Origin of the sequence: Defluviimonas sp. D31 (assembly GCF_033436765.1) — a bacterium.
Lineage (GTDB): Bacteria > Pseudomonadota > Alphaproteobacteria > Rhodobacterales > Rhodobacteraceae > Albidovulum.
Genome location: NZ_JAWQFN010000008.1, coordinates 136,116 through 154,589, shown reverse-complemented (window position 1 = coordinate 154,589; position 18,474 = coordinate 136,116). Strand labels below are relative to the sequence as shown.

Genomic DNA, 18,474 nt, shown 5'->3' with positions numbered 1-18,474 from the left:
TCCGGCCTCAGCCGAGTGCGCGCGTCATGAAGACCGAATTGGGATCGGGCCGGTAGCCCTCGAAGGGAGGGCATTCCTCGAACCCCGCCCGCGCGTAGAGACCGCGTGCGGCGGCAAAGAGAGGTTCGCTGCCGGTCTCGAGGCTGAGCCGCCCGTAACCTGCCGCGCGCGCCGCCACGATCAAATGATCTAGCATCGCCTGCGCCAGACCGCGGCCGCGAAGTTCGGCCAGGACGTGCATCGACTTGATCTCGGCATGGGTTGCGTCGATTCGTTTCAGCGCCCCCATTCCGACCGGCCGGTTGTCCTCGCGCATGACGAAGAAGTCGATGTCCGGCCCTGCGAGCGCATGCGCATCGAGCATGTGGATGCTTTCGGGCGGGGTTTCCGCATGCATGGCGGCGGTGTGACGCTCCATCAGCAGGGCGAGATCGGTCGTCAGAGGGCTCTCGGGGCGGATCGTGGTCATGAGGCGGTTCCTTTCGGTCGCCAAGCCACACCATTACAGGCGGGAAATCAATGCCCCGCGCCGCCGCCGGGGAAGCCGGCACCGCGCCGGGGCCGGAGCCCTGATGAGCCGAACACCCGGATCCGGCGGCAGCCGGAACCGACCTAGCCGATCTGACTACCCCCAAGAACTATATCGACGCGTTGTCGATCGCTGGGCTACTCTAACTGTATCAGCCGAAATCTCTTTTGCGATGAGGTTGTTTCATATGGTGCCAGACACCCGTTCTCAGGCAAACCCGTCCGGCGCAGAGTTGCCCGGCACCCGCAGCCCGGTCCTCACGGCGAGTAATCTGTGCAAATCCTACGGCGCCGGGCCGGCCCTTCGCGGGTTGACGTTCTCTCTGCAGCCGGGGCGCGTGCTGGGTTTCCTTGGCCCCAACGGCGCGGGCAAGACGACGACGATCCGGATATTGACGACAATGCTGGAGCCGACATCGGGCGATTTCTCGGTGGCCGGTGTCAGTTCGAAGGACCCCAAGAAGATCCGCCGCAAGATCGGTGTTCTGCCCGAAGGACTGGGGTTTCCGAACGGCGTCACCGCGATCGAGTACCTGGTCTATTTCGGTCGCCTGTTCGGGCGTTCGGCGGACGAGGCCCGGAGCGTGGGCCTCGCGCTGCTCAAGGACGTGGGTATGCAGAACCGGGTCGACTCGGCGATCGGCACATTCTCTCACGGCATGCGGCAGCGTCTGGGGATTGCCCGTGCGCTCGTCAACGATCCGGCGGTCGTTTTTCTGGATGAGCCGACGCTGGGGCTCGATCCGCGAGGGCAGACGGAATTGCTGGCGCTGATCCGGCGCATCGCGCATGAGCGCAATGCCGGCGTCGTCCTGTCGAGCCACCTGCTGCCGGAAATCGAGAATACCTGCGACGACCTCGTCATTCTGAATGCGGGACGGGTGGTGGCGGAAGGCACCGTGGCCCAGGTCACCCGCCGCGCGAAACGCGCGCTCGACAACCGGGTGGCCGCGCGCATCCGCGTTCCGAAAGACGCCGTGGCCGGTGCCGCGACCGTTCTGCGGTCGGTGCCGGGCGTCACCGGGGCGATGCCGAACGAAACCGATCCCGGCTGGCTGGTCGTGGACCATGCCGGCCCCGAAGATCCCGACGCGCGTCCCGAAGATCGCGGCCTGAACCCGGTGCTCGCGGCGCTCATCGCCGCGGATATCCCGGTCATCGGGCTCGAGGTCGAGGGCCGCCGCTTGCAGGACGTGTTCCTCGAACTGACCGCCGAGGCGATCGAATGAACGCCCGGTCCAACGCGGGAGATGAGACGGCGCGTGCCGCTCCCGAAAATTCTCTCGGCTGGACCGTGTTCCGGCATGAGCTCACCGAACTCTGGGCAGGGGGGCATGTGCTCAACCTGCTGATCCTGTTCAGCGTGCTGATGTCGATCACGGCCTATCTGGTGGCGACCAACAACGAGATACAGCTGCTCCCGCTGAACGAAACGGTGCTGGTGGCACTTCTCGCCGCGATCACCTTCGGGCTCTTCACCGGTCTTGTCCTCGCCGCCGAAAGCATCAGCGGGGAGCGGGAACGCGCGACGCTGGAGGCGCTGCTGCTCACGCCGGTCTCGCGGCGCCAGATCGTCTGGGGCAAGTTTCTGGCCGCCCTGTCGCCGTGGCCGGTGACGCTGGCCCTGTCCGCGCCGTACCTGATCGTGTTGTCGAAGGGCGACCCGATCCTCGGCCCGGTTCTCTTCTGGGGCGCGATTGTCGGAACGCTCCTGGCGATCACGTTCATCGGTCTTGGAATGCTGATCAGCATCTGGTCTCGCTCGACCAAGGTCAGCCTGTCGGCAACGCTGCTGATCTACGTCCTGGCGCTCCTGCCGGCGCAGCTTCCCACCGAATTCCAGAACACGACCGCGGGATACATCCTGTCCGTCGTCAACCCGGTGGATGCGTCGCGCCGGTTCCTGAGGAGTGTGCTCGTAGACAACCGGCCGCCCGGTGAGCTCTGGGCCTTTCTCGTGGTGCCGGCCGTCTTCATCGCGCTGCTGCTCGGCGTTCTTCTGATCTACGCTGCGCCGCGCCTCGGGCTGGAGCCCGCAAATCCGTTCCGATTCGGATCGGGAGCAGCGCGCAGGAAGTCGGACGCGCGGGGCGGCGACACCGGAACGCCGGGCAACTCAGCGGGGGGGAGCAAATGAGCCTTCAAAAAGATGCGTCCGCGCGGCAGCCCGTGCAACCTGACCCCGCATCCGCTCCGCCGCTCTGGTGGATCATCGCCAAGCAGGAGCTGATCGACCTCTGGATCGGCGGCCGCGTGCTGATCCTGCTCATCCTGTTCAGCATCCTGATGTCGACCGCGGCGGTCCTGCAGAACACCGAAAGCCAGATCAGCGCGATTCCCGCAGCCGAGATGGTCTACCTGACCTTGCTGGGCAGCGTCTCGTTCGGCGTGCTGATCAGCATGATCCTCGGTGCCGACAGCATCAGTGGCGAACGCGAGCGCGCCACGCTCGAAGCTCTGCTTCTCACCCCGGCGAGCCGCAGCCAGATCGTGCTCGGCAAGTTCCTCGCGGCGATCTCGCCCTGGCCGGCGGCACTGATCCTTTCGATACCCTACATGGCCGTCGTCGCGCGCGGGGACGCGGTCTTCGGCCAGGCGGTCGTGATCGGAACACTTCTGGGAACGGTCCTCGCGGCGGCGTTCACCGGGTTCGGCATGCTGGTCAGCATTTGGTCGAAGTCGAACAAGAAGAGCCTGCTCGCCTGCCTGCTGATCTATGTGATCCTGCTCATACCGACCCAGTTTCCCGGCGGCGCCCACAAGGGAGACCTCGGCTACTTCATCCAGCAACTGAATCCCCTGCAGGCCACCAGCGCGTTTATCGAGAAGCTACTCGTCAATAACCGTACCCTCGCGGAGCAGTCGGGTTATCTCGTCGCGACCCTGTTGTCGGCCGCGGTCATCCTCGTCGTGTTGTTCGGCTATGCCGCCCCGCGGATGCGGCTCGACGGCGGCGCGCCGCGGCTGTTCGGCAAGGGCGGGAAGGGCGCGGCGGTGGCCGTTCTGGTCGCGGTGGCGGCGTCGTTCCTGTCGCCCTTGCCGGCTCCGGCGCAGGAATGGGTCCCGGGGCAGGCGCTCGAGATCGGGATCGACCTCAAGTACAAGACGGTGAACGCCGGCGACGAGGTCGAGTTCACCACGACCGTGGTGAACAACGGGCCGCGGCCATCTGTGCCGCTGAACGTCGCGATGAACATCATCAAGACCCAGATCGGAGATCCGGTCGATCCCGAGGACTGGTCCCCCGAGCGGACCCAGGCGCTCGACCCGATCGCGCCGGGCGAGTCCGTCGAGCAGTCCTGGGTCGTCGACGCGATCCTGGAAGGCGACTTCCTGGTCTATCTGACGGTCGTCCCGACGCCCGACGGCCCCGAGGCGACGAGCCAGCCCGTGTCCAGTCCCGGCCTCCATCTGACGGTCTTGCCGTTCGAAAGCTCCAACCCTGCCGGCGTGCTGCCGGTTGCGATCGGTGTGCCGGTCGCGCTGATCCTCCTCTCGCTGCTTTCCCGCCGGTCCAGAAGATGGCGGCGCGGCAACGATGCCGCCGGGGCCGCCAGATGACCCTCTGTCACAGTCGAACACATGAACCGTTTACGTGTGGGGAGATCTGCCAATGGAATACTTGATGAGTATCGATTCGATCGTAAGCCTGATCAGCGGCGCGATCATGGGCGGGCTTGCGAGCATGTTCGCCAAGGGTTTCGGTCTGGTCGGCAACATAGCGGCCGGCCTGGCGGGAGGGCTCGCCGGTGGCATGGTCTTTGACACGCTCGACTTCATGAATGTCGGGGATCTGGCCGATCCCGCGATCGCCGGCTTCGCCGGATCAGCTCTCACGATGGCGGTTGTCACGGCGATTCGCCGCGCGCCTTGAGATTTGCGATCATCTGGCCGTCTGCCGCCGTCGCGCTGCCCGAAAGAAACGCGACGGCATCCCGGCGTATTCATGTAACCTCGACCGGCTTGGCCAACGCGCCCTCTACTTGGCGAGCGACGGGATGAAGAGTGGCATCAGAAGGGCCCCGATCCACATCGACGCCCCCGCGACCCAGGCGGTGAGCGACAGGAGCGCGCCTCCCGACACCGCCGCTCCGACAGCGCAGCCGCCGGCGAGCATGCTGCCGAAGCCCATGAGCACGGCCCCGATCAGGTAACGGTCCATCGGGGCGTCGGGACCGAAGCGCGCGATACCGAATTCGCGCGTGGCGAGCGACATGGCCAGCGATCCCGCGAACACGCCGGGCACGAGGCCAACGGCGAAACTGAGGGGCAGATAGCGTTCGTTCACGAGCCCCATCAGCGTGTCGGCCGACGGGCCCGTAAAGGTGATGCTCGAGACCGGCACGATCTCAAGCGACACCGCCGCCACGCTGGACGTCACGATCCAGCCGGCCGCGACCGCAAGGCCGACGAAGATCGCCGCGAGGACATGGCTCGGTGCCGGCGCCCGCCGGAAGGCCGCGACGACTGCGGCGACAAGGACGATCGCAGCGACCGCGGCGGCCGCGCCGGACCCGATGCCGAACCTCTCCCCCAAGCTGCGGCCGACGCCGCCCTCGACCATCCAAAGCCGCGCGAGGGCTTCCCGGGCGGGCGAGAGAACGCCGCGGAGGCTCGCCTGGGCCACGAGCGTGACGACGAGGCCGGTCATGATCGCGCGCAGGTTCCCGGTGGCCGAGAGAACGAGCAGCCGGCTCACGCATCCGCGCGCGAGGATCATGCCCGCGCCGAACATGAGCCCGCCGATGATGGCGCCGGACAGGCTGCCGGTCGCCGCGAGCTGGCGGGCCGCCGATACGTCGATTAGGCCCAGTGCCACGGCGCCCTGGGTGACCGATACGGCCGTCGCGAAGACGATGATCCAGACGAGCATTCGCGGCCCGATGGCGAACGCTCCCACTTCGAGCGTAGCGCCACGCAGGCAGAAACGCGAATGCTGTGCCGCCGCGCCGAACACCGCGCCGATGAGAAGACCGGAACCGAACAGCACCACCGGCTCGCCCAGCCGGTCGATCAGCGTTTCGAGCATGGTGTCTCCTGATCCATCGACCTGCCTCTAGCGCGGGCGCAAGTGGCGCGGCATGACCTGCATCAAACCTCTTGCCCTACTGGCCGGCGGCCTCCCGCGCGATGGAATCGAGGAGCGCCTGCACCTCCTGCATCGGGCCGTCGGGCAGGTTGCGAAAACCGATCGCGACCTCGCCCTCTCTGTCGGTCACGAAGATGCCGTAGGGGCAGTGCGCGACGTTCATCGGATCGGCCTCCATCACCTTCCGGGATAGCTGCGCCGAGCAGAAAATGAAGATGTCGGCCGCGTCGAAGATCTTGACGTCGCTGCCGACGTCCGCGCCGGTGCGGTTGAGCATGTCGCCGACATGGCTGACATAGTCGATCACCAGGCCTTGGCCGACGATGGCGCTCTCGACGCTGAAGGTCGCGTCCTCGAAGCTGCCCTCGAAGGGGTAGGTGGTCGCGTTCTGCGCGGCCGCGCCAGTGGCGGAGACCGCAAGCGCGGCGAGCGCCGCTTTCCATCTCATCTGCATGTCAGTTCCTCCGTGTTTGGAAACCGGTCTTCCTAGCCGAAGATGTCGGCTGTGATGCCCGCGTACCATCCGAGGCTTTCCTCGTAGGTCGCCTTGCGAAGTGCCGCGTCTTCGCCGGTCTGGCTGATGAAGCTGTCGACGCTGGCGACCTTCTCGTCCGTCGCCTCGTAGGAAGCGCCGACCTTCACGCCGTCGTCGGTGGTGATCAGCGACCAGCAGGTGTTGGAATACTTCGCCGGAAACGCCTTCGAGCCGAGCAGTTCGGCCCGGATCACCATAGCCGCGACCTTGGCCTGGCTGTTCGCGGCAAAGGCGGATTTCGGCATGTCGCCCTGCGCCGATGCGTCGCCCAGGACGAAGACCTTCGGATCGGCGCGGCTGGCCATGGAATGCGGATCGACCGGCACCCAGCCGCTATCGTCCGTCACGCCCGCCGCTTCGGCGATGGCGCCGGCCTTCTGGCCGGGGATCACGTTGCAGACATCGACGCTTTCGACCTCGCCGTCGATCACCACCTCCATGGCCTCGGGGCGCAGCTCGACCTTGTCGCCGCCGAAATCCGGGCCGATCCGGGTGATCATCCCCGTGTAGTGCCTCTGCCAGCCCTCTTCGAAGAGCGCCTGCTTGGAGTATTTCTCCTTCGGATCGACAAGCAGGATCTTCGCCGAGGGGTTCGCCTGTTTCAGAAGATGCGCGACCATCGAGATCCGCTCATAGGGTCCCGGCGGGCAGCGGTAGGGATTGGGCGGCGCGATCATGCAGAAGGTGCCGCCCTCGGGCATCGCCTCCACCTGCGCCTTGAGGAGCTGGGTCTGGGGTCCGGCCTTGTAGGCATGCGGCATGATCTCGGCCTTGGAAAGATCCCAGCCCGTCACCGAGCCATCGACGAAGTCGATCCCCGGCGCGATGACGAGCCGGTCGTAGGAGAGCACCTCGCCGCCCGCCAGCGTCACGGTTCCGGCATCGCGGTCGACACCCGCCGCCATGTCGCGGGCAAGCGTTATGCCATAGTCGGAGGCGAGCTTGTCGTAGCGGTGGCCGAGGCTCTCGAAGTCGCGGAAGCCGCCTAGGTAGAGGTTGGAGAAGAAGCAGGTGTAGTAGACCTCGCTGGGTTCGACGAGGGTCACGTCGATCGCGCCCTCGGAATCCTTCGCGATGTAGCGCGCGCAGGTGGCCCCGCCCGCACCGCCGCCAATGACGACCACCCGGGGCTTCGCCTGCCCGAAGACGGCGGGCGCCCCGAGCACCGCACCGGCCGCCGCCATCGTGCCAAGAAATCCGCGTCTCTGCATCGTCATCGTCATTCCTCCCGTTATTGAAATCACTCCGTCAAGGTCGCGAAATAGGCGGCGAGCGCCGCGATCTCTTCCTCGGCAAGGCGCCCGGCCATCATCTGCATGACCGGGTGCGGCCTCAGCTTCTGCTTGTAGGCGTGCATGGCCAGCACGAAATCTTCCTCGGGCCAGCGCGTGATGGAAGGGATGCCGGCATCCCCTCCATCGGCGCGGTGACAGGTCTGGCATTCGCCCGCGAGGTATTCGCCGTAGGCCGGATCGCCCTTCAAGGCGAGGATGTCCGGCGGCAGTTCGGGCAGGCTGCGGCGCGCGGTCGGCTCCGCCTCGGGGATGTCGCGCGGGCGGTCGGAGTAATCGCGCAGGAAAGCGAGGAGGTCGGCGCGGTTGGTCTCGTCCTTCAGGCCAGGATAGGACATGCGCGTCCCCGAGGCGAACGTGCGCGGGTTCGCGACATAGGCGTCGAGGGTCTTGAGCGTCCAGATGAGGCCGTCCCGCCCGGCGCGGGTCAGGCTTTTCGAATAAGCGAACCCGTCGACGGCGGCGGCGCGTCTGCCGAAGACGCCGTTGAGCTTGGGACCTATGGCGTTCTCAGCCTCCGGCCCGATCTCGTGGCAGCCAGAGCACTCGCCGAAGATCTCGGCCCCGCGTTCGGCATCGCCGATCTCGGCCGCGCGCAGAGCGGTCGTGCCCGGCGCCCCGGCGAGCGCTAGGCAAAGGGCGAGGCATGTCGCGCCCCGCCCGGCCATCTCACCCACCGACCGAGGCGAGATACGCGATAACCGCCTCGATCTCTTCGGGCTTCTTCAGGCCAGCGAAGGACATCTTGGTCCCCTTCATGTAGCCCTTGGGGTCGGCAAGGAACTCGGCAAGCGCCTCATGGCTCCAGACCAGTCCGCCTTCCGCGGCGGCCTGCATGGGCTTGGAGTAGCGAAAGCCCTCGACGCTGCCGGCTGCGCCATCGACGATGCCGTTCAGCGCCGGGCCGGTGGCGTTCTTGGCGCCCTCGCCGACCTTGTGGCAGGCCTGGCATTTCTTGAAGACCTTCGCGCCCGCCTCGATCAGCGCCGGATCGGCGGCGGCGGTCTCGGCGGTGGCCTCGCCGGCAGGCTCCGCGTCGGACTGTTCGGTTTCGGCCGCGGTTTCCTCCGTGGCGGCCAGTCCCGCAGCTGCCCCGACACGCAGGTCCGGGAGCGTTCCCGCGGGCTTGCCGTCCGGATCCGTCGGCGTGACTTTCAGCTCGACCGCGCGCTTGGTGACCTTCACCGGCTCCCGGCAACCTTGCATGCAGGGCGCGACGGAAAAGAGCGGGTACTCCGTCCCGGGCCGGTCGTCGGGGTAGAACCCCTCGGCGTTGGGCAGGACGATGTCCTTGAAGTTCGTTTGCGACAGCTCGAAATCGTCCTCCACGATCCCGTTCGAATAGAGCAGAAAGGCGGTGATCGCATAGGTCTCGTCCGCTGTGACGGTCTGGGCCGCGCCGAAGGGCATCGAGCGGTGGATATAGTCCCAGACGGTCGAGAGATGCGGCCAGTATGACCCGATCGTCTTGACCGGGCGGCGGTTCGTCAGCGACCCCTGTCCGCCGGCCAGCACCGGCCAGTTGTCGATGCCTTCCGCGAAGTCGCCGTGACAGGAGGCGCATTTCTCGGCAAACACTTCGTCGCCGGTGAAGACATCGCCCGAGCCGTCCGGCAGGCCGGTGCCGTCGGGCAGGACCGCGACATCCCAGGCCGCGATCTCCTCGGGCAGCGCGGCGCGGCCGAGGCCAAGCGGTTCGGCGAAAGCGGGCGCGGCCAGAAGCGCGAGCGCGGGGGCGAGAAGCTTAAGCGATTTCGACATTCTCGACCTCCCCGTCGGCCCGGACCCACCAGGTCTGGATGCCATTGTTATGGTAGACGTTGTTCAGCCCCCTGATCTCGCGCAGCTGGTTCTTGGTGGGCTGGACATAACCCGTCTCGTCGGCCGCGCGGGACTGCAGGAACATCTCGGACCCGTCCCAGTCGATGTCGAGGTGGAAGCGGGTGAGGGCCTTCGATTTCACGTCGCCCGTGAGCCGCGCCTCGACCCAGTTCACGCCGCCGTCGAGCGAGACGTCGACGCGCTCGATCTTGCCATGACCGGACCAGGCGAGGCCGGTGATCACCAGAGGCCCCTTGCCATGCCGGATCGGCGCCTGTGGGCTCGGCGAGGTGATGACCGATTTCGCATCCATAACCCAGGTCCATTTCCGCGCCCGGCCATCTGGCATCAGGTCGGTGTATTTCGAGGTCTCCTCGCGGCTTTCTACCGCCTGGTCGTAGACCCCGATCCGGCGCAGCCACTTGACCCACATGTTGCCTTCGAACCCCGGCACGACGAGCCGGACCGGGTAGCCGTGTTCCTTCCGCAGCGCCTCGCCATTGGCGAAGAAGGCGACGAGCACGTCGTCCATCGCCTTTTCCAGAGGCATCGAGCGGCCGTTCGAGGAGGCATCGGCGCCCTCGGCATAGACCCACTTGCCCTCGGGCTTCACGCCGGCCTCCTCCAGAAGCAGACGCAGCGGCACGCCGGTATATTCCATGTTGTGGATCATGCCTTGGGTGAACTGGCAGCCTTCAAGCTGCGCGCCGCCCCATTCCATGCCGCCATTGGCCGCGCATTCGCAGAAGGCGGTGGTGATCGTCCGCGGGAACCGCGTCAGATCCTCATAGGTGAAGACCAGCGGCCTCTCGACGAGGCCGCTGATCATCAGCCGGTAATCCTGTTTCGCCAGTTCGATCGCTCCGGAGTGGTGGCGTTCGAAGGCACAACCCTGTGGGGTTATCGTGCCTTCAAGAGCGTGAATCGGTGTGAAATTGATCGAGGAGACCGGACTTTCCGTCAGCCATTCGACATTGCGCCGGACGACGTGGGATTCGTAGTGGATCGGCATTCCGTAGGGCGACGCGTCGACCGGATCGCCGAAGGCGGAGGCCCAGTCCTGTACCTCGGTGATAAGGGGGTCGGCATCTTGCGCGCGGGCCAGCCCCACGGTTGCGACGGCGCTGCCGGCGGCGAGCCCGGCGCCGAGGAAGGCGCGGCGGCTGGTGCCCGTGTCATCGGTTCCAGACATTGAAACCTCCTGTCTCGTGGTCTTCTTCATCATTTCAGGCCCCCGCGACCTGCACGGAGGTGTTGGGGTCGATCGACACCGTGCCCTGCTTCTTGATCCACGCCTCGACGAGATCCCAGATCGCCGGGCCTTCGGTGCCCTCGTTGACGCTGGCCCAGCCGGCAACGGCATAGGTCTTGGCCGGGTCGACCGCCTCGCCGGACTTGAGCATCGTCATTTCGGTGATGCGGGAGCCCTGCGGCTTGGTCACGTCGATGCGGTAGCCCATGCCGCCGACCCGGACCATGTCGCCGCCCTGCTGGTAATAGGGGTCGGGGTTGAAGAGGTTGTCGGCCACGTCCTCGAGGATCGTGTGGAGCGTCTCGCCGGTCATCTCCGTGCGGTAGGCTGCCGGGTAGTTCATCGCGGTCGCGTTGTGCAGGTCCTCGCGGGTGATCGGCTCGCCCGGCAGCAGCGACGGCCCCCAGCGGAAGCCGGGCGACAGCGCGATGTCGGCCTGATGCTCGTCGATCAGCGCGTTGCAGATCAGGTCGTCCCAGGTGCCGTTGAAGTTGCCGCGCCGGTAGAGGAGGCTGTCGGTCGCGCCGATGACTTCCTCAAGCTCCGCCTTGAAGGGCTCGCGCTCGGCGTCGATCAGCGCGGCGACCTCGGCGTCAGGGGTGATCACGTCCGAGAAGATCGGGATCAGCTTGTGCTTGAAGCCCAACATCTGGCCGTTCTGGACGTCGAGATCGACACGGCTGATGAACTTGCCGTTCGAGCCGGAGGCAATCAGCAGCGTCTTGCCCACCATCACCGGCTCAGGCAGCGCGTCATGGGTATGGCCGGTCAGGATCACGTCGATCCCCTCGACATTGCCGGCCATCTTGCGGTCGACGTCGAAGCCGTTGTGGGAAAGCACGACGACCAGACCGGCGCCGGCGTCGCGGACCTCCTGAACGACCTCGGCCATGCGCTCCTCGCGTACACCGAAGGAAAGGCCCGGGAACATCCATTTCGGGTTGGCAATCGGAAGATACGGGAAGGCCTGGCCGATCACCGCGACCTTTGTCCCACCCGCCTCGAACATCTTGTAGGGCTCGTAGGCCGGTTCGTCCCATTCGGTGTCGAAGATGTTTGCGCCGAGGAAGGGGAAGGCGAGCCCCTCAACGATCTCAGTCACCCGGTCGATGCCGAGCGTGAACTCCCAGTGCGAGGTCATCGCATCGGGCTTCAGCGCGTTCATCACATTGACCATGTCCTGACCGAGCGTGCGCTGCGCGGTAAGCGAACCCTGCCATGTGTCGCCGCCATCGAGCAGAAGCGCATCGGGGCGCGCCGCGCGGATCGCCTTGATCACGGTCGCGCAGCGATCGAGCCCGCCCATCCGGCCGTAGCCCTTCGCCAGCGCCTCGAAATCCGGGTAGGTCAGCGCATAGGCATGGGGGCTGCCGGTCTCGATATTGAACATCTTCAGGAAATCGGCCCCCGTGACATGCGGCGGCACACCCCGGTTGTCGCCGACGCCGATGTTGATCTCGGGCTCGCGGAACCAGAGCGGCTTCATCTGGGCATGGATGTCGGTGATGTGGATGAGGGTCACGTTGCCGTAATCCTCGAACTTCAGGAGCTGGTCCTGCGTGAGCCGTTGCTGCGCGGCGAGCCGCGCCCAGTTGCCGACGCCCGACGCGCCCCAGAGCGCCGAAGCGGCTACCGTCGCCTGAAGAAAGTCCCGCCGCGAGATCATCTCTACGTCCTTATCCTTGGGCAAAGGCCCGCCCGCGCGCCGAAGCGCGAGCTGCCCTGCCTCGTCTTTCATTTAGCGGATGCAACGGCCAGGCGATGGACCGCCCGGCCGGCGTCACTAGTTGCGCACCGACGGCCCCTCGACCGACAGCCCGTTGCCGCGCGAGGCGACGTAAAGCTCCAGCGCGATGAACTCCGGTGAGCCCGGCTTGAAGGTCTCGGCCCGCGTGTCGCGGATGCAGCCCTTGAAGCGGTTGTGGATCGACGAGAGTTTGGCGTCCTTCAGCCGGTAGACCGGGAAGCCGTTGATCTGGCCCTGGCTCAGGTGGTCGGCGCGGATGAAGTTGCCGTAATTGTCCTCGTGACAGTTCGAACAGGCGAGTTCGAGCTGGCCATAGCGGGTGTAGTACATCTCCTTGCCCTTCTCCCAGTAGGACTGGGCGGGCCCGTCGACGGCCACGTTCATCGGCATCCCGCGCGAGACCGAGGAGATGAGCGCCGTCATGTTGACCATGTCGGAGCTATCCCATTCCCAGGCCTCGGCGCCCATGCGCTCGGTCCGGCACTCGTTGACATACATCTCGAGCGTGTACATGTCGCCCTTCGCCTCGTTGAACTTCGGCATCTGGGTCCGCACACCCGCCATGCTTTCGGGCGCCTCGTGGCAGGAGGCACAGGCCTTGCCCTCGCTGCCGTCGACCGCGTTCCAGACCTCGGTCGCGGCCTCGACGCCGAGCATGCCCGGGTTGTCGAAGTCGTCGGCCTGCATCACGCGGGTATCGTCCTCGCGGAAGTGCCAGCCGGAATACTGTTCGCTCAATCCATCGATATATTCGGGCGCCTTGTCGGTTCGGGTGACCATCTGGATATCGCCGTTGACGACCAGCGTGTCATCCACGGGATCCGCAGCCGCCGTCAGGCCCGAGAGCGCAAGGGCCGCGAGGGCGCAGGTGCCGGCGAGTAATCTCATCTTCATCCGTTATCCTCCCTGAGAGGCGTCCGCCGGTCAGGCCGGCAGACGCGCTGTCCTCGCCCGTCGTCAGGCGACCTCGATCGCCTTGGTTTCCTCGTAGACGGAGCCGTCATCGTCGTACCAGGTGAACTTGAACTCTCCGGTCGCATCGACCTTGGCGTCGAACTCGAAATACGGGTTGGTCGAGATCGCCGGCTCCAGCGTCACGTCGATGACGTTCTGGCCGTTGAAGTCGCAGGTGAAGCGATTGATGATCGAGCGCGGGATCAGGCTCCCGTCCTTGTCCTTGCGCTGGCCCGACTCCATCGGGTGGCTGATCAGCGTCTTGATTGTCACCACGTCGCCGGCAGCGGCCGAACTCGGGACCTTCACGCGGGGTTTGACGTCTTTTGCCATTTTCTTGCTCCCTTGCCTCAGCCGCCGCAGCCGCCGATGGTGACCTTGACCGTGGCCTGCGCCTGCACGACGCTGCCGTCGGCCATCTTAGCCATGGCGATCACGTCCTGGGTCTTGGCCAGCCGGATCCGCGTGGAAACCGCCTGCGACCCGGCCGCCGGGCCGAAGTTGAACGTGCCGACGGCGGGTGTCGGGTTCCCCGCAGCCATGAGCATGATGGCCGTGGCCCCCGGCGCGGAGACCGAGATCGGCACCGTGTTGCCATTCTCCGCGATCTCGGGCGCCGTCAGGGTGAGCCCGCCGGCCCCAATCTCGGCGCCGCCAGAGAAAGCCGCCGTGAGCTCCTCGACCGTCGCCGCGCGCCCTTGCCGCGGCAGGACGGCAAGGGCGACGCCGCCGAGGCCGATCGCCATCGCGTTACGTCTGGATAGTTGCATCGCTTGGTTCCTTCTCATTCGATCCGTCCGTCCCCACCCGCTCATTCCTTGAGCGTCAGGAGATAGGCCACCACGTCCTCGATCTGCTGCGCCGTCAGCAACGGCGCCAGTTCGCCCTCGGCAGCCTTGCCGGTGAAGGCGTCGCCGGGGCGGATGTAGCCCTCGTTCTTGTAGAAGGACGGCATGATCGTGCCGTCGAAGGTCTTCTTGGCATCGGCGACGATGCCCCTGAGCTGTTGCTCGGTCCAGCGGTCGGCGGCCCCGTCGAGGGTCGGTCCGACATTGCCCTGGAAAGCGACGTCCGGCATCGCCGAGATCGCATGGCAGGCAACGCAGTTGCCAAGCCCGCGGTCCGAAATCACGTTCATCCCCTCTTCCGGGTTGCCTGCCGTCCCGGTCAGGGACTCGGCCACCGCGCCCTCAGCGAACGACACCGCCGACGGAGCCGTTGCGCCCACTGCCGCCGGGGCCGTGAGCGCCGACAAGACCAGGCCAAGAACAATCTGGCGCTTCATCGAAGTCCTCCCTGATTTCCTCCGACTCAGAAGGTAGCCGAGGCAAGTTGCCGCACGCAACAAAAAATTCAACTACCTGAATGTAAGAATGTGTTTTCGCATGTCCGGGATCCCTCGATCAGTTCGACCCGCCCGCCTTGGAGCGCTCGGCCACGTAGTGCTGAAAATGCTCCCCCGATTCGTACCCGTGGTCGCGAACCCAGGTGAACAGCGCCGAGGTTGTCCCCCTTTCGAACGCGCCGGGAACCGTGAAGACCGCGGCCTGCGCAGCGGTCACACCCTCGGGCACCTCCTCGGGAAAGAAGAGCATCGTCGGGGTGAAGACCACGCCCCAGCGCACGGCCATCTCCTTTTCCGGCAGGGCCGTTCCGTCGAAGTCGGTGACCTCGACATCGCCGAAGAGGTTCATCTGCACGACGAAGTAGGTTTCGCGGATCAGCGCGTCGATCTCGGGGTCGGGGAATATCTCCTCGTGCATCTGGGTGCAGTAGATGCAGCCGCGCTGCTCGATGATGACCATCAGGCGCTTTCCCTCGGCATTCGCTTCGGCCAGATCCTCGCGCAGGTCCTTGAACGTATTGCGCAGCCAGTCGGGCTTGTGCAGGCCGTCGTCGCCGAGTTCGACGCCAAGAGCAGGCGTCGCAAGCGCGGCGAGAACGGCGAGCGTGCGAATGAAGGTCTTCATGGCTCCCTCCCTTGCAGGGTCAAACGAAATTCATGGTCCAGGGCATGTGCTCGATCATGAACTGCGCGATCGCGTTGACCGAACCGGTCGCGATCAGCGCCGCGAAGGCGATCAGCATCATGCCCATGATCTTTTCCACATGGCCGAGGTATTTCCGGTATTTGCTCATCCAGTTCAGGAACGGCTTGGCGAATATCGCGGCCAGCACGAAGGGCGTAGTCATCGCCAGGCCGTACACGAAGAGAAGCACGGCCCCGCGCCAGATTGTCTCGAGGCTGGAGGCCACCATGAGGATCGCCGCGAGCGCCGGTCCGACGCAGGGCGTCCAGCCGAAGCCGAAGGCGAGGCCCATGACATAGGCGCCGGCGATGCTCGTCGGCGCCACCTTCGTTTCGATCCGCGCCTCCCGGTAGAGGAAGGGGATGCGCACGATGCCGAGAAAGTGCAGCCCGAAGACCAGAAGAACCGCCGCTGCGACCCAGGACAGAGGTTCCATCCATTGCCGAAAGGCATTGCCGACGGCGGTGGCCCCCATGCCGAGAAGCACGAAGATCGAGGTCACGCCGAGCGCGAAGAAGACCGCGGACAGGACCAGCCGCCGCTGCGCGCCCGGCGCCACCGACGCGTCCGAGCGGAGTTCGGCCATCGAGATTCCGGCCATGTAGCACAGGTAGAACGGCACCATCGGCAGGATACATGGCGACAGGAACGACAGGAGCCCCGCCAGTATCGCGCCGCCAATTGTGGGATCGAGCAACACCGAATACCTCGCCTTGCCGGTCGCGCCGAAACATATTAAGATATTTATATGTAATCATGCAGGCGTCAACAATGCGTAGCGCCCTGATCTGTCTTTTGCTTCTGGCCGGCACCGTTGCAAGCGCAGCGAAAGCCGATCTCCGTCTGCTCATGGTCGAGCGCGAAGGCTGCGCCTATTGCGCCGAGTGGGACCGGGTGATCGCCCCGATCTATCCCAAAACGCCCGAGGGCCGGGCGGCTCCGCTGGAGCGCGTGCATGTAAAAGGGCCGTACCCGGCGAACGCCGAAATCGCGGCGCTGCCGGTGTTTACACCGACCTTCATCCTCTTGGCCGACGGGCGGGAGGTCGGCAGGATCGAAGGCCATCCGGGCGAGGATTTCTTCTGGGGGTTGCTTGGCAAGATGCTCGTCGAGACGGGCCAATACAAAAGGGAGAACGAGGAATGAAAAGGTTGGCGCTTGCCGTCGCGCTTTGTGCTGGTCCTGCCCAGTCGCAGGACCAAGAGGCGCTTGTCCAGTTCAGCGTGATGAAGCTGGAAGTCGCGCTCCGTCTTGCTCAGGCGGCGATGGAGGATTGCCGCGCCAAGGGCTACCAGGTCGGGGTCGCGGTGGTCGACCGGTTCGGGGTGACCCAGGTGTTCCTGCGCGACCGCCTCGCCGGTCCGCATGTCGAAGAAACCGCGCGGCGCAAGGCCTGGACGGCGGTGAGCTTCCGCACCGACACGCTGGCGCTCGCCGAAGAGACCTTGCCGGGTACGATCTCGTCGGGGATCCGCGACCTGTCGCAGGCGCTCGCGCTGGGTGGCGGGGTGCCGGTGGATGCCGCCGGATCGCTGGTCGGCGGCGTCGGCGTTTCGGGGGCGCCAGGGCCGGATCTCGACGACGGTTGCGCCCGCGCGGGCATCGCCGCGGTGGAGGACGACATCAGCTTCTGAGCCCGCGACCCGAGAGGAATCACCCCTTTGGACACCCCAGACAGGAAGAGCAAGCCGGAGTCGGCGCAGCGCGTGTGCGGCGAGGACGGGCTTCGCGACATCCATTCCTCGGGGCTTGCGGAGCGTGCAGAGCAGGCATCCAACCTTCTCAAGGCGCTCGCCCATGACGGGCGGCTGATGATCCTGTGTTATCTCGCCAGCGGCGAGAAGTCGGTCACCGAACTTGAAACGCTTCTTCTGTCGCGGCAATCTACCGTCAGTCAGCAACTCGCGCGGCTTCGCCTCGAGGGTCTGGTCAAGGCGCGCCGGGACGGAAAGGCGATCTACTATTCGCTGAACGACGACCGCGCGGCTCGGGTCGTAGGGCTTGTCTTCGATATGTACTGCAACGAAAACTGAGAGCCGCAAGGCTGACGATCGGCACCGGCGGGCAATAAGGAAGAACAATGGAGTCACTACCTGTTGGCGCTCTTGCCGCGATTGTCGGGCTCGTCGGCGGCATCGTTCTGGGGCTTGCCGCCCGGCTCGGCGAGTTCTGCACGCTCGGCGCGATCGAGGCGGCCTTCTACGGCGAGGACCAGCGCAGGCTTCGGCTCTGGGGCGTGGTGCTAGGCATCTCGATCATCGGCACCTTCGCCGCGGCCGCCGTGGGCTGGGCCGATCCCGCGGCGAGCTTCTACCATACGATCGCCTGGAACCCCCTGGCTTCCGTGCTTGGCGGGCTCCTGTTCGGCTACGGCATGGCGATGGCCGGGAATTGCGGCTTCGGCGCGCTGGTGCGGTTCGGCGGAGGCGATCTGCGGTCGCTGGTCGTGGTGGTTGTAATCGGCATCTTCGCCTTCGTGACGCTGTCCGGCCCGCTCGCTCCGATCCGGATCGCGCTCTTTGCGCAGGAGCCCTCCGAGGGGCCGCAGGGCTTTGCGTATCTGTTCGCGGACCTGTCCGGGCTTGCGCCCCTCATTTTCGCGCTGATCGCCGGAGGGGGCGCTCTGGCATGGGCGCTGGTACACCAGCCGCTGCGCGAGTCTCCGCGGCAGATCTACTGGGGCGTCGCGGCCGGCCTGGCGGTGGTCTGGTGCTTTGTCGGTACGTCGCTGCTCAACGACTACAGCTTCGGCGAGATCGCCGTCGAGGGGCCGTACTTCACCGCGCCGCTCGGACGCACGATCCTGTACGCAATGACGTCGACCGCGGGCGGTCCGGGCTTCTCGGTCGGTGTCGTTGCCGGCGTCCTGGCGGGAGCGTTCATCGGTTCGACGATCCGTCACCGCTTCCGCTGGGAGGCATGCGAGGATCCCCGCGAGCTCGGCCGCCAGATTTCCGGGGCGGCGATGATGGGCATCGGCGGCACGCTGGCGCTGGGATGCTCGATCGGACAGGGCGTGACCGCGATGTCCACACTGGCCTTTTCCGCGCCGGTGACGCTGGGCGCGATCGTGCTGGGCGCCCTCTTCGGGCTGCGGCGGCTGATTCAGGGGTTCCAGCCGGACTGACAGGTCCGGCGGTCTTGCCCGGGCCCGAAGGCCGGAACGCCGGCATCGGTGCCGGCGTTCAGCTGCGCCCTGATCCGGCAAGGGCCCCGTCTTCTTCCG

The 18,474-nt window shown here is 66.0% G+C and carries 22 protein-coding genes; 8 read left to right on the top strand and 14 right to left on the bottom strand.

Going from position 1 to position 18,474, the window contains the following annotated elements; translation table 11 throughout:
- Window positions 1–7 precede the first annotated feature (7 nt).
- Window positions 8–469 carry a GNAT family N-acetyltransferase gene (locus tag R5H32_RS15100; protein WP_318339517.1) on the bottom strand — a complete coding sequence of 154 codons (462 nt, stop codon included), beginning with the start codon at window positions 467–469 and terminating at the stop codon, window positions 8–10.
- Between the two features lie 292 nt (window positions 470–761).
- Between R5H32_RS15100 and R5H32_RS15095 the strand changes: the two genes are divergently transcribed.
- Genes R5H32_RS15095 through R5H32_RS15080 form a run of 4 tightly spaced genes read left to right on the top strand, consistent with a single transcriptional unit; the run spans window position 762 to window position 4,402 of the window.
- Window positions 762–1,757, top strand: coding sequence for an ABC transporter ATP-binding protein (locus tag R5H32_RS15095; protein ID WP_318339516.1), 996 nt, complete (start codon window positions 762–764; stop codon window positions 1,755–1,757).
- On the top strand, window positions 1,754–2,665 hold the full coding sequence (locus R5H32_RS15090) for an ABC transporter permease (protein WP_318339515.1): 912 nt from the start codon (window positions 1,754–1,756) through the stop codon (window positions 2,663–2,665). The genes R5H32_RS15095 and R5H32_RS15090 overlap by 4 nt, the downstream gene beginning before the upstream one ends.
- Window positions 2,662–4,089 (top strand): ABC transporter permease subunit, encoded by a 1,428-nt coding sequence (locus R5H32_RS15085; RefSeq protein WP_318339514.1) that lies wholly within the window; start codon window positions 2,662–2,664, stop codon window positions 4,087–4,089. The genes R5H32_RS15090 and R5H32_RS15085 overlap by 4 nt, the downstream gene beginning before the upstream one ends.
- Window positions 4,090–4,141: 52 nt before the next feature.
- A complete protein-coding gene (locus tag R5H32_RS15080; protein WP_318339513.1) occupies window positions 4,142–4,402 on the top strand; it encodes a hypothetical protein in 261 nt (86 codons plus the stop codon).
- A gap of 105 nt (window positions 4,403–4,507) precedes the next feature.
- On the opposite strand, the gene R5H32_RS15075 is transcribed toward R5H32_RS15080, so the two are convergent.
- The 13 genes from R5H32_RS15075 to R5H32_RS15015 all read right to left on the bottom strand — a co-directional run bounded on the left by R5H32_RS15075 (window position 4,508) and on the right by R5H32_RS15015 (window position 15,945).
- Window positions 4,508–5,557, bottom strand: a complete 1,050-nt coding sequence (locus R5H32_RS15075; protein ID WP_318339512.1) for a YeeE/YedE family protein — start codon at window positions 5,555–5,557, stop codon at window positions 4,508–4,510.
- 76 nt (window positions 5,558–5,633) lie between these two features.
- Window positions 5,634–6,065: a DUF302 domain-containing protein gene (locus tag R5H32_RS15070; RefSeq protein WP_412099030.1), complete on the bottom strand. Its 432-nt coding sequence runs from the start codon at window positions 6,063–6,065 to the stop codon at window positions 5,634–5,636.
- Window positions 6,066–6,103: 38 nt separating this feature from the next.
- Window positions 6,104–7,369 (bottom strand): NAD(P)/FAD-dependent oxidoreductase, encoded by a 1,266-nt coding sequence (locus R5H32_RS15065; protein ID WP_318339510.1) that lies wholly within the window; start codon window positions 7,367–7,369, stop codon window positions 6,104–6,106.
- Window positions 7,370–7,392: 23 nt separating this feature from the next.
- Window positions 7,393–8,112 carry a c-type cytochrome gene (locus R5H32_RS15060; protein ID WP_318339509.1) on the bottom strand — a complete coding sequence of 240 codons (720 nt, stop codon included), beginning with the start codon at window positions 8,110–8,112 and terminating at the stop codon, window positions 7,393–7,395.
- Between the two features lies 1 nt (window position 8,113).
- Entirely contained in the window at window positions 8,114–9,205 is a 1,092-nt protein-coding gene (locus tag R5H32_RS15055) for a c-type cytochrome (protein WP_318339508.1), read from the bottom strand.
- A complete protein-coding gene (soxC, locus tag R5H32_RS15050) occupies window positions 9,189–10,457 on the bottom strand; it encodes a sulfite dehydrogenase (protein WP_318339507.1) in 1,269 nt (422 codons plus the stop codon). The genes R5H32_RS15055 and soxC overlap by 17 nt, the downstream gene beginning before the upstream one ends.
- Window positions 10,458–10,491: 34 nt before the next feature.
- Complete coding sequence (soxB, locus tag R5H32_RS15045) at window positions 10,492–12,183, bottom strand: thiosulfohydrolase SoxB (protein WP_318339506.1); 1,692 nt, start codon at window positions 12,181–12,183, stop codon at window positions 10,492–10,494.
- Between the two features lie 117 nt (window positions 12,184–12,300).
- Window positions 12,301–13,158 carry a sulfur oxidation c-type cytochrome SoxA gene (gene soxA, locus R5H32_RS15040; protein ID WP_318339505.1) on the bottom strand — a complete coding sequence of 286 codons (858 nt, stop codon included), beginning with the start codon at window positions 13,156–13,158 and terminating at the stop codon, window positions 12,301–12,303.
- Between the two features lie 63 nt (window positions 13,159–13,221).
- The gene (gene soxZ, locus R5H32_RS15035) at window positions 13,222–13,551 is read right to left on the bottom strand and encodes a thiosulfate oxidation carrier complex protein SoxZ (RefSeq protein WP_318339504.1); all 330 of its coding nucleotides are present in this window, start codon (window positions 13,549–13,551) and stop codon (window positions 13,222–13,224) included.
- A 17-nt stretch (window positions 13,552–13,568) separates the two neighbouring features.
- On the bottom strand, window positions 13,569–13,988 hold the full coding sequence (soxY, locus tag R5H32_RS15030) for a thiosulfate oxidation carrier protein SoxY (RefSeq protein WP_318339503.1): 420 nt from the start codon (window positions 13,986–13,988) through the stop codon (window positions 13,569–13,571).
- A 41-nt stretch (window positions 13,989–14,029) separates the two neighbouring features.
- Window positions 14,030–14,503: a sulfur oxidation c-type cytochrome SoxX gene (soxX, locus tag R5H32_RS15025; protein WP_318339502.1), complete on the bottom strand. Its 474-nt coding sequence runs from the start codon at window positions 14,501–14,503 to the stop codon at window positions 14,030–14,032.
- A 118-nt stretch (window positions 14,504–14,621) separates the two neighbouring features.
- Window positions 14,622–15,188 carry a thioredoxin family protein gene (locus R5H32_RS15020; RefSeq protein WP_318339501.1) on the bottom strand — a complete coding sequence of 189 codons (567 nt, stop codon included), beginning with the start codon at window positions 15,186–15,188 and terminating at the stop codon, window positions 14,622–14,624.
- A 19-nt stretch (window positions 15,189–15,207) separates the two neighbouring features.
- A complete protein-coding gene (locus R5H32_RS15015) occupies window positions 15,208–15,945 on the bottom strand; it encodes a cytochrome c biogenesis CcdA family protein (RefSeq protein ID WP_318339500.1) in 738 nt (245 codons plus the stop codon).
- A 152-nt stretch (window positions 15,946–16,097) separates the two neighbouring features.
- Between R5H32_RS15015 and R5H32_RS15010 the strand changes: the two genes are divergently transcribed.
- The 4 genes from R5H32_RS15010 (at window position 16,098) to R5H32_RS14995 (ending at window position 18,375) form a co-directional block, all read left to right on the top strand.
- Entirely contained in the window at window positions 16,098–16,394 is a 297-nt protein-coding gene (locus R5H32_RS15010) for a hypothetical protein (RefSeq protein WP_318339499.1), read from the top strand.
- Window positions 16,391–16,882, top strand: coding sequence for a heme-binding protein (locus tag R5H32_RS15005; RefSeq protein ID WP_318339498.1), 492 nt, complete (start codon window positions 16,391–16,393; stop codon window positions 16,880–16,882). The genes R5H32_RS15010 and R5H32_RS15005 overlap by 4 nt, the downstream gene beginning before the upstream one ends.
- 72 nt (window positions 16,883–16,954) lie before the next feature.
- Window positions 16,955–17,281, top strand: a complete 327-nt coding sequence (locus tag R5H32_RS15000; RefSeq protein WP_412099029.1) for an ArsR/SmtB family transcription factor — start codon at window positions 16,955–16,957, stop codon at window positions 17,279–17,281.
- A 47-nt stretch (window positions 17,282–17,328) separates the two neighbouring features.
- On the top strand, window positions 17,329–18,375 hold the full coding sequence (locus R5H32_RS14995) for a YeeE/YedE family protein (protein ID WP_318339497.1): 1,047 nt from the start codon (window positions 17,329–17,331) through the stop codon (window positions 18,373–18,375).
- Window positions 18,376–18,474 lie beyond the last annotated feature (99 nt).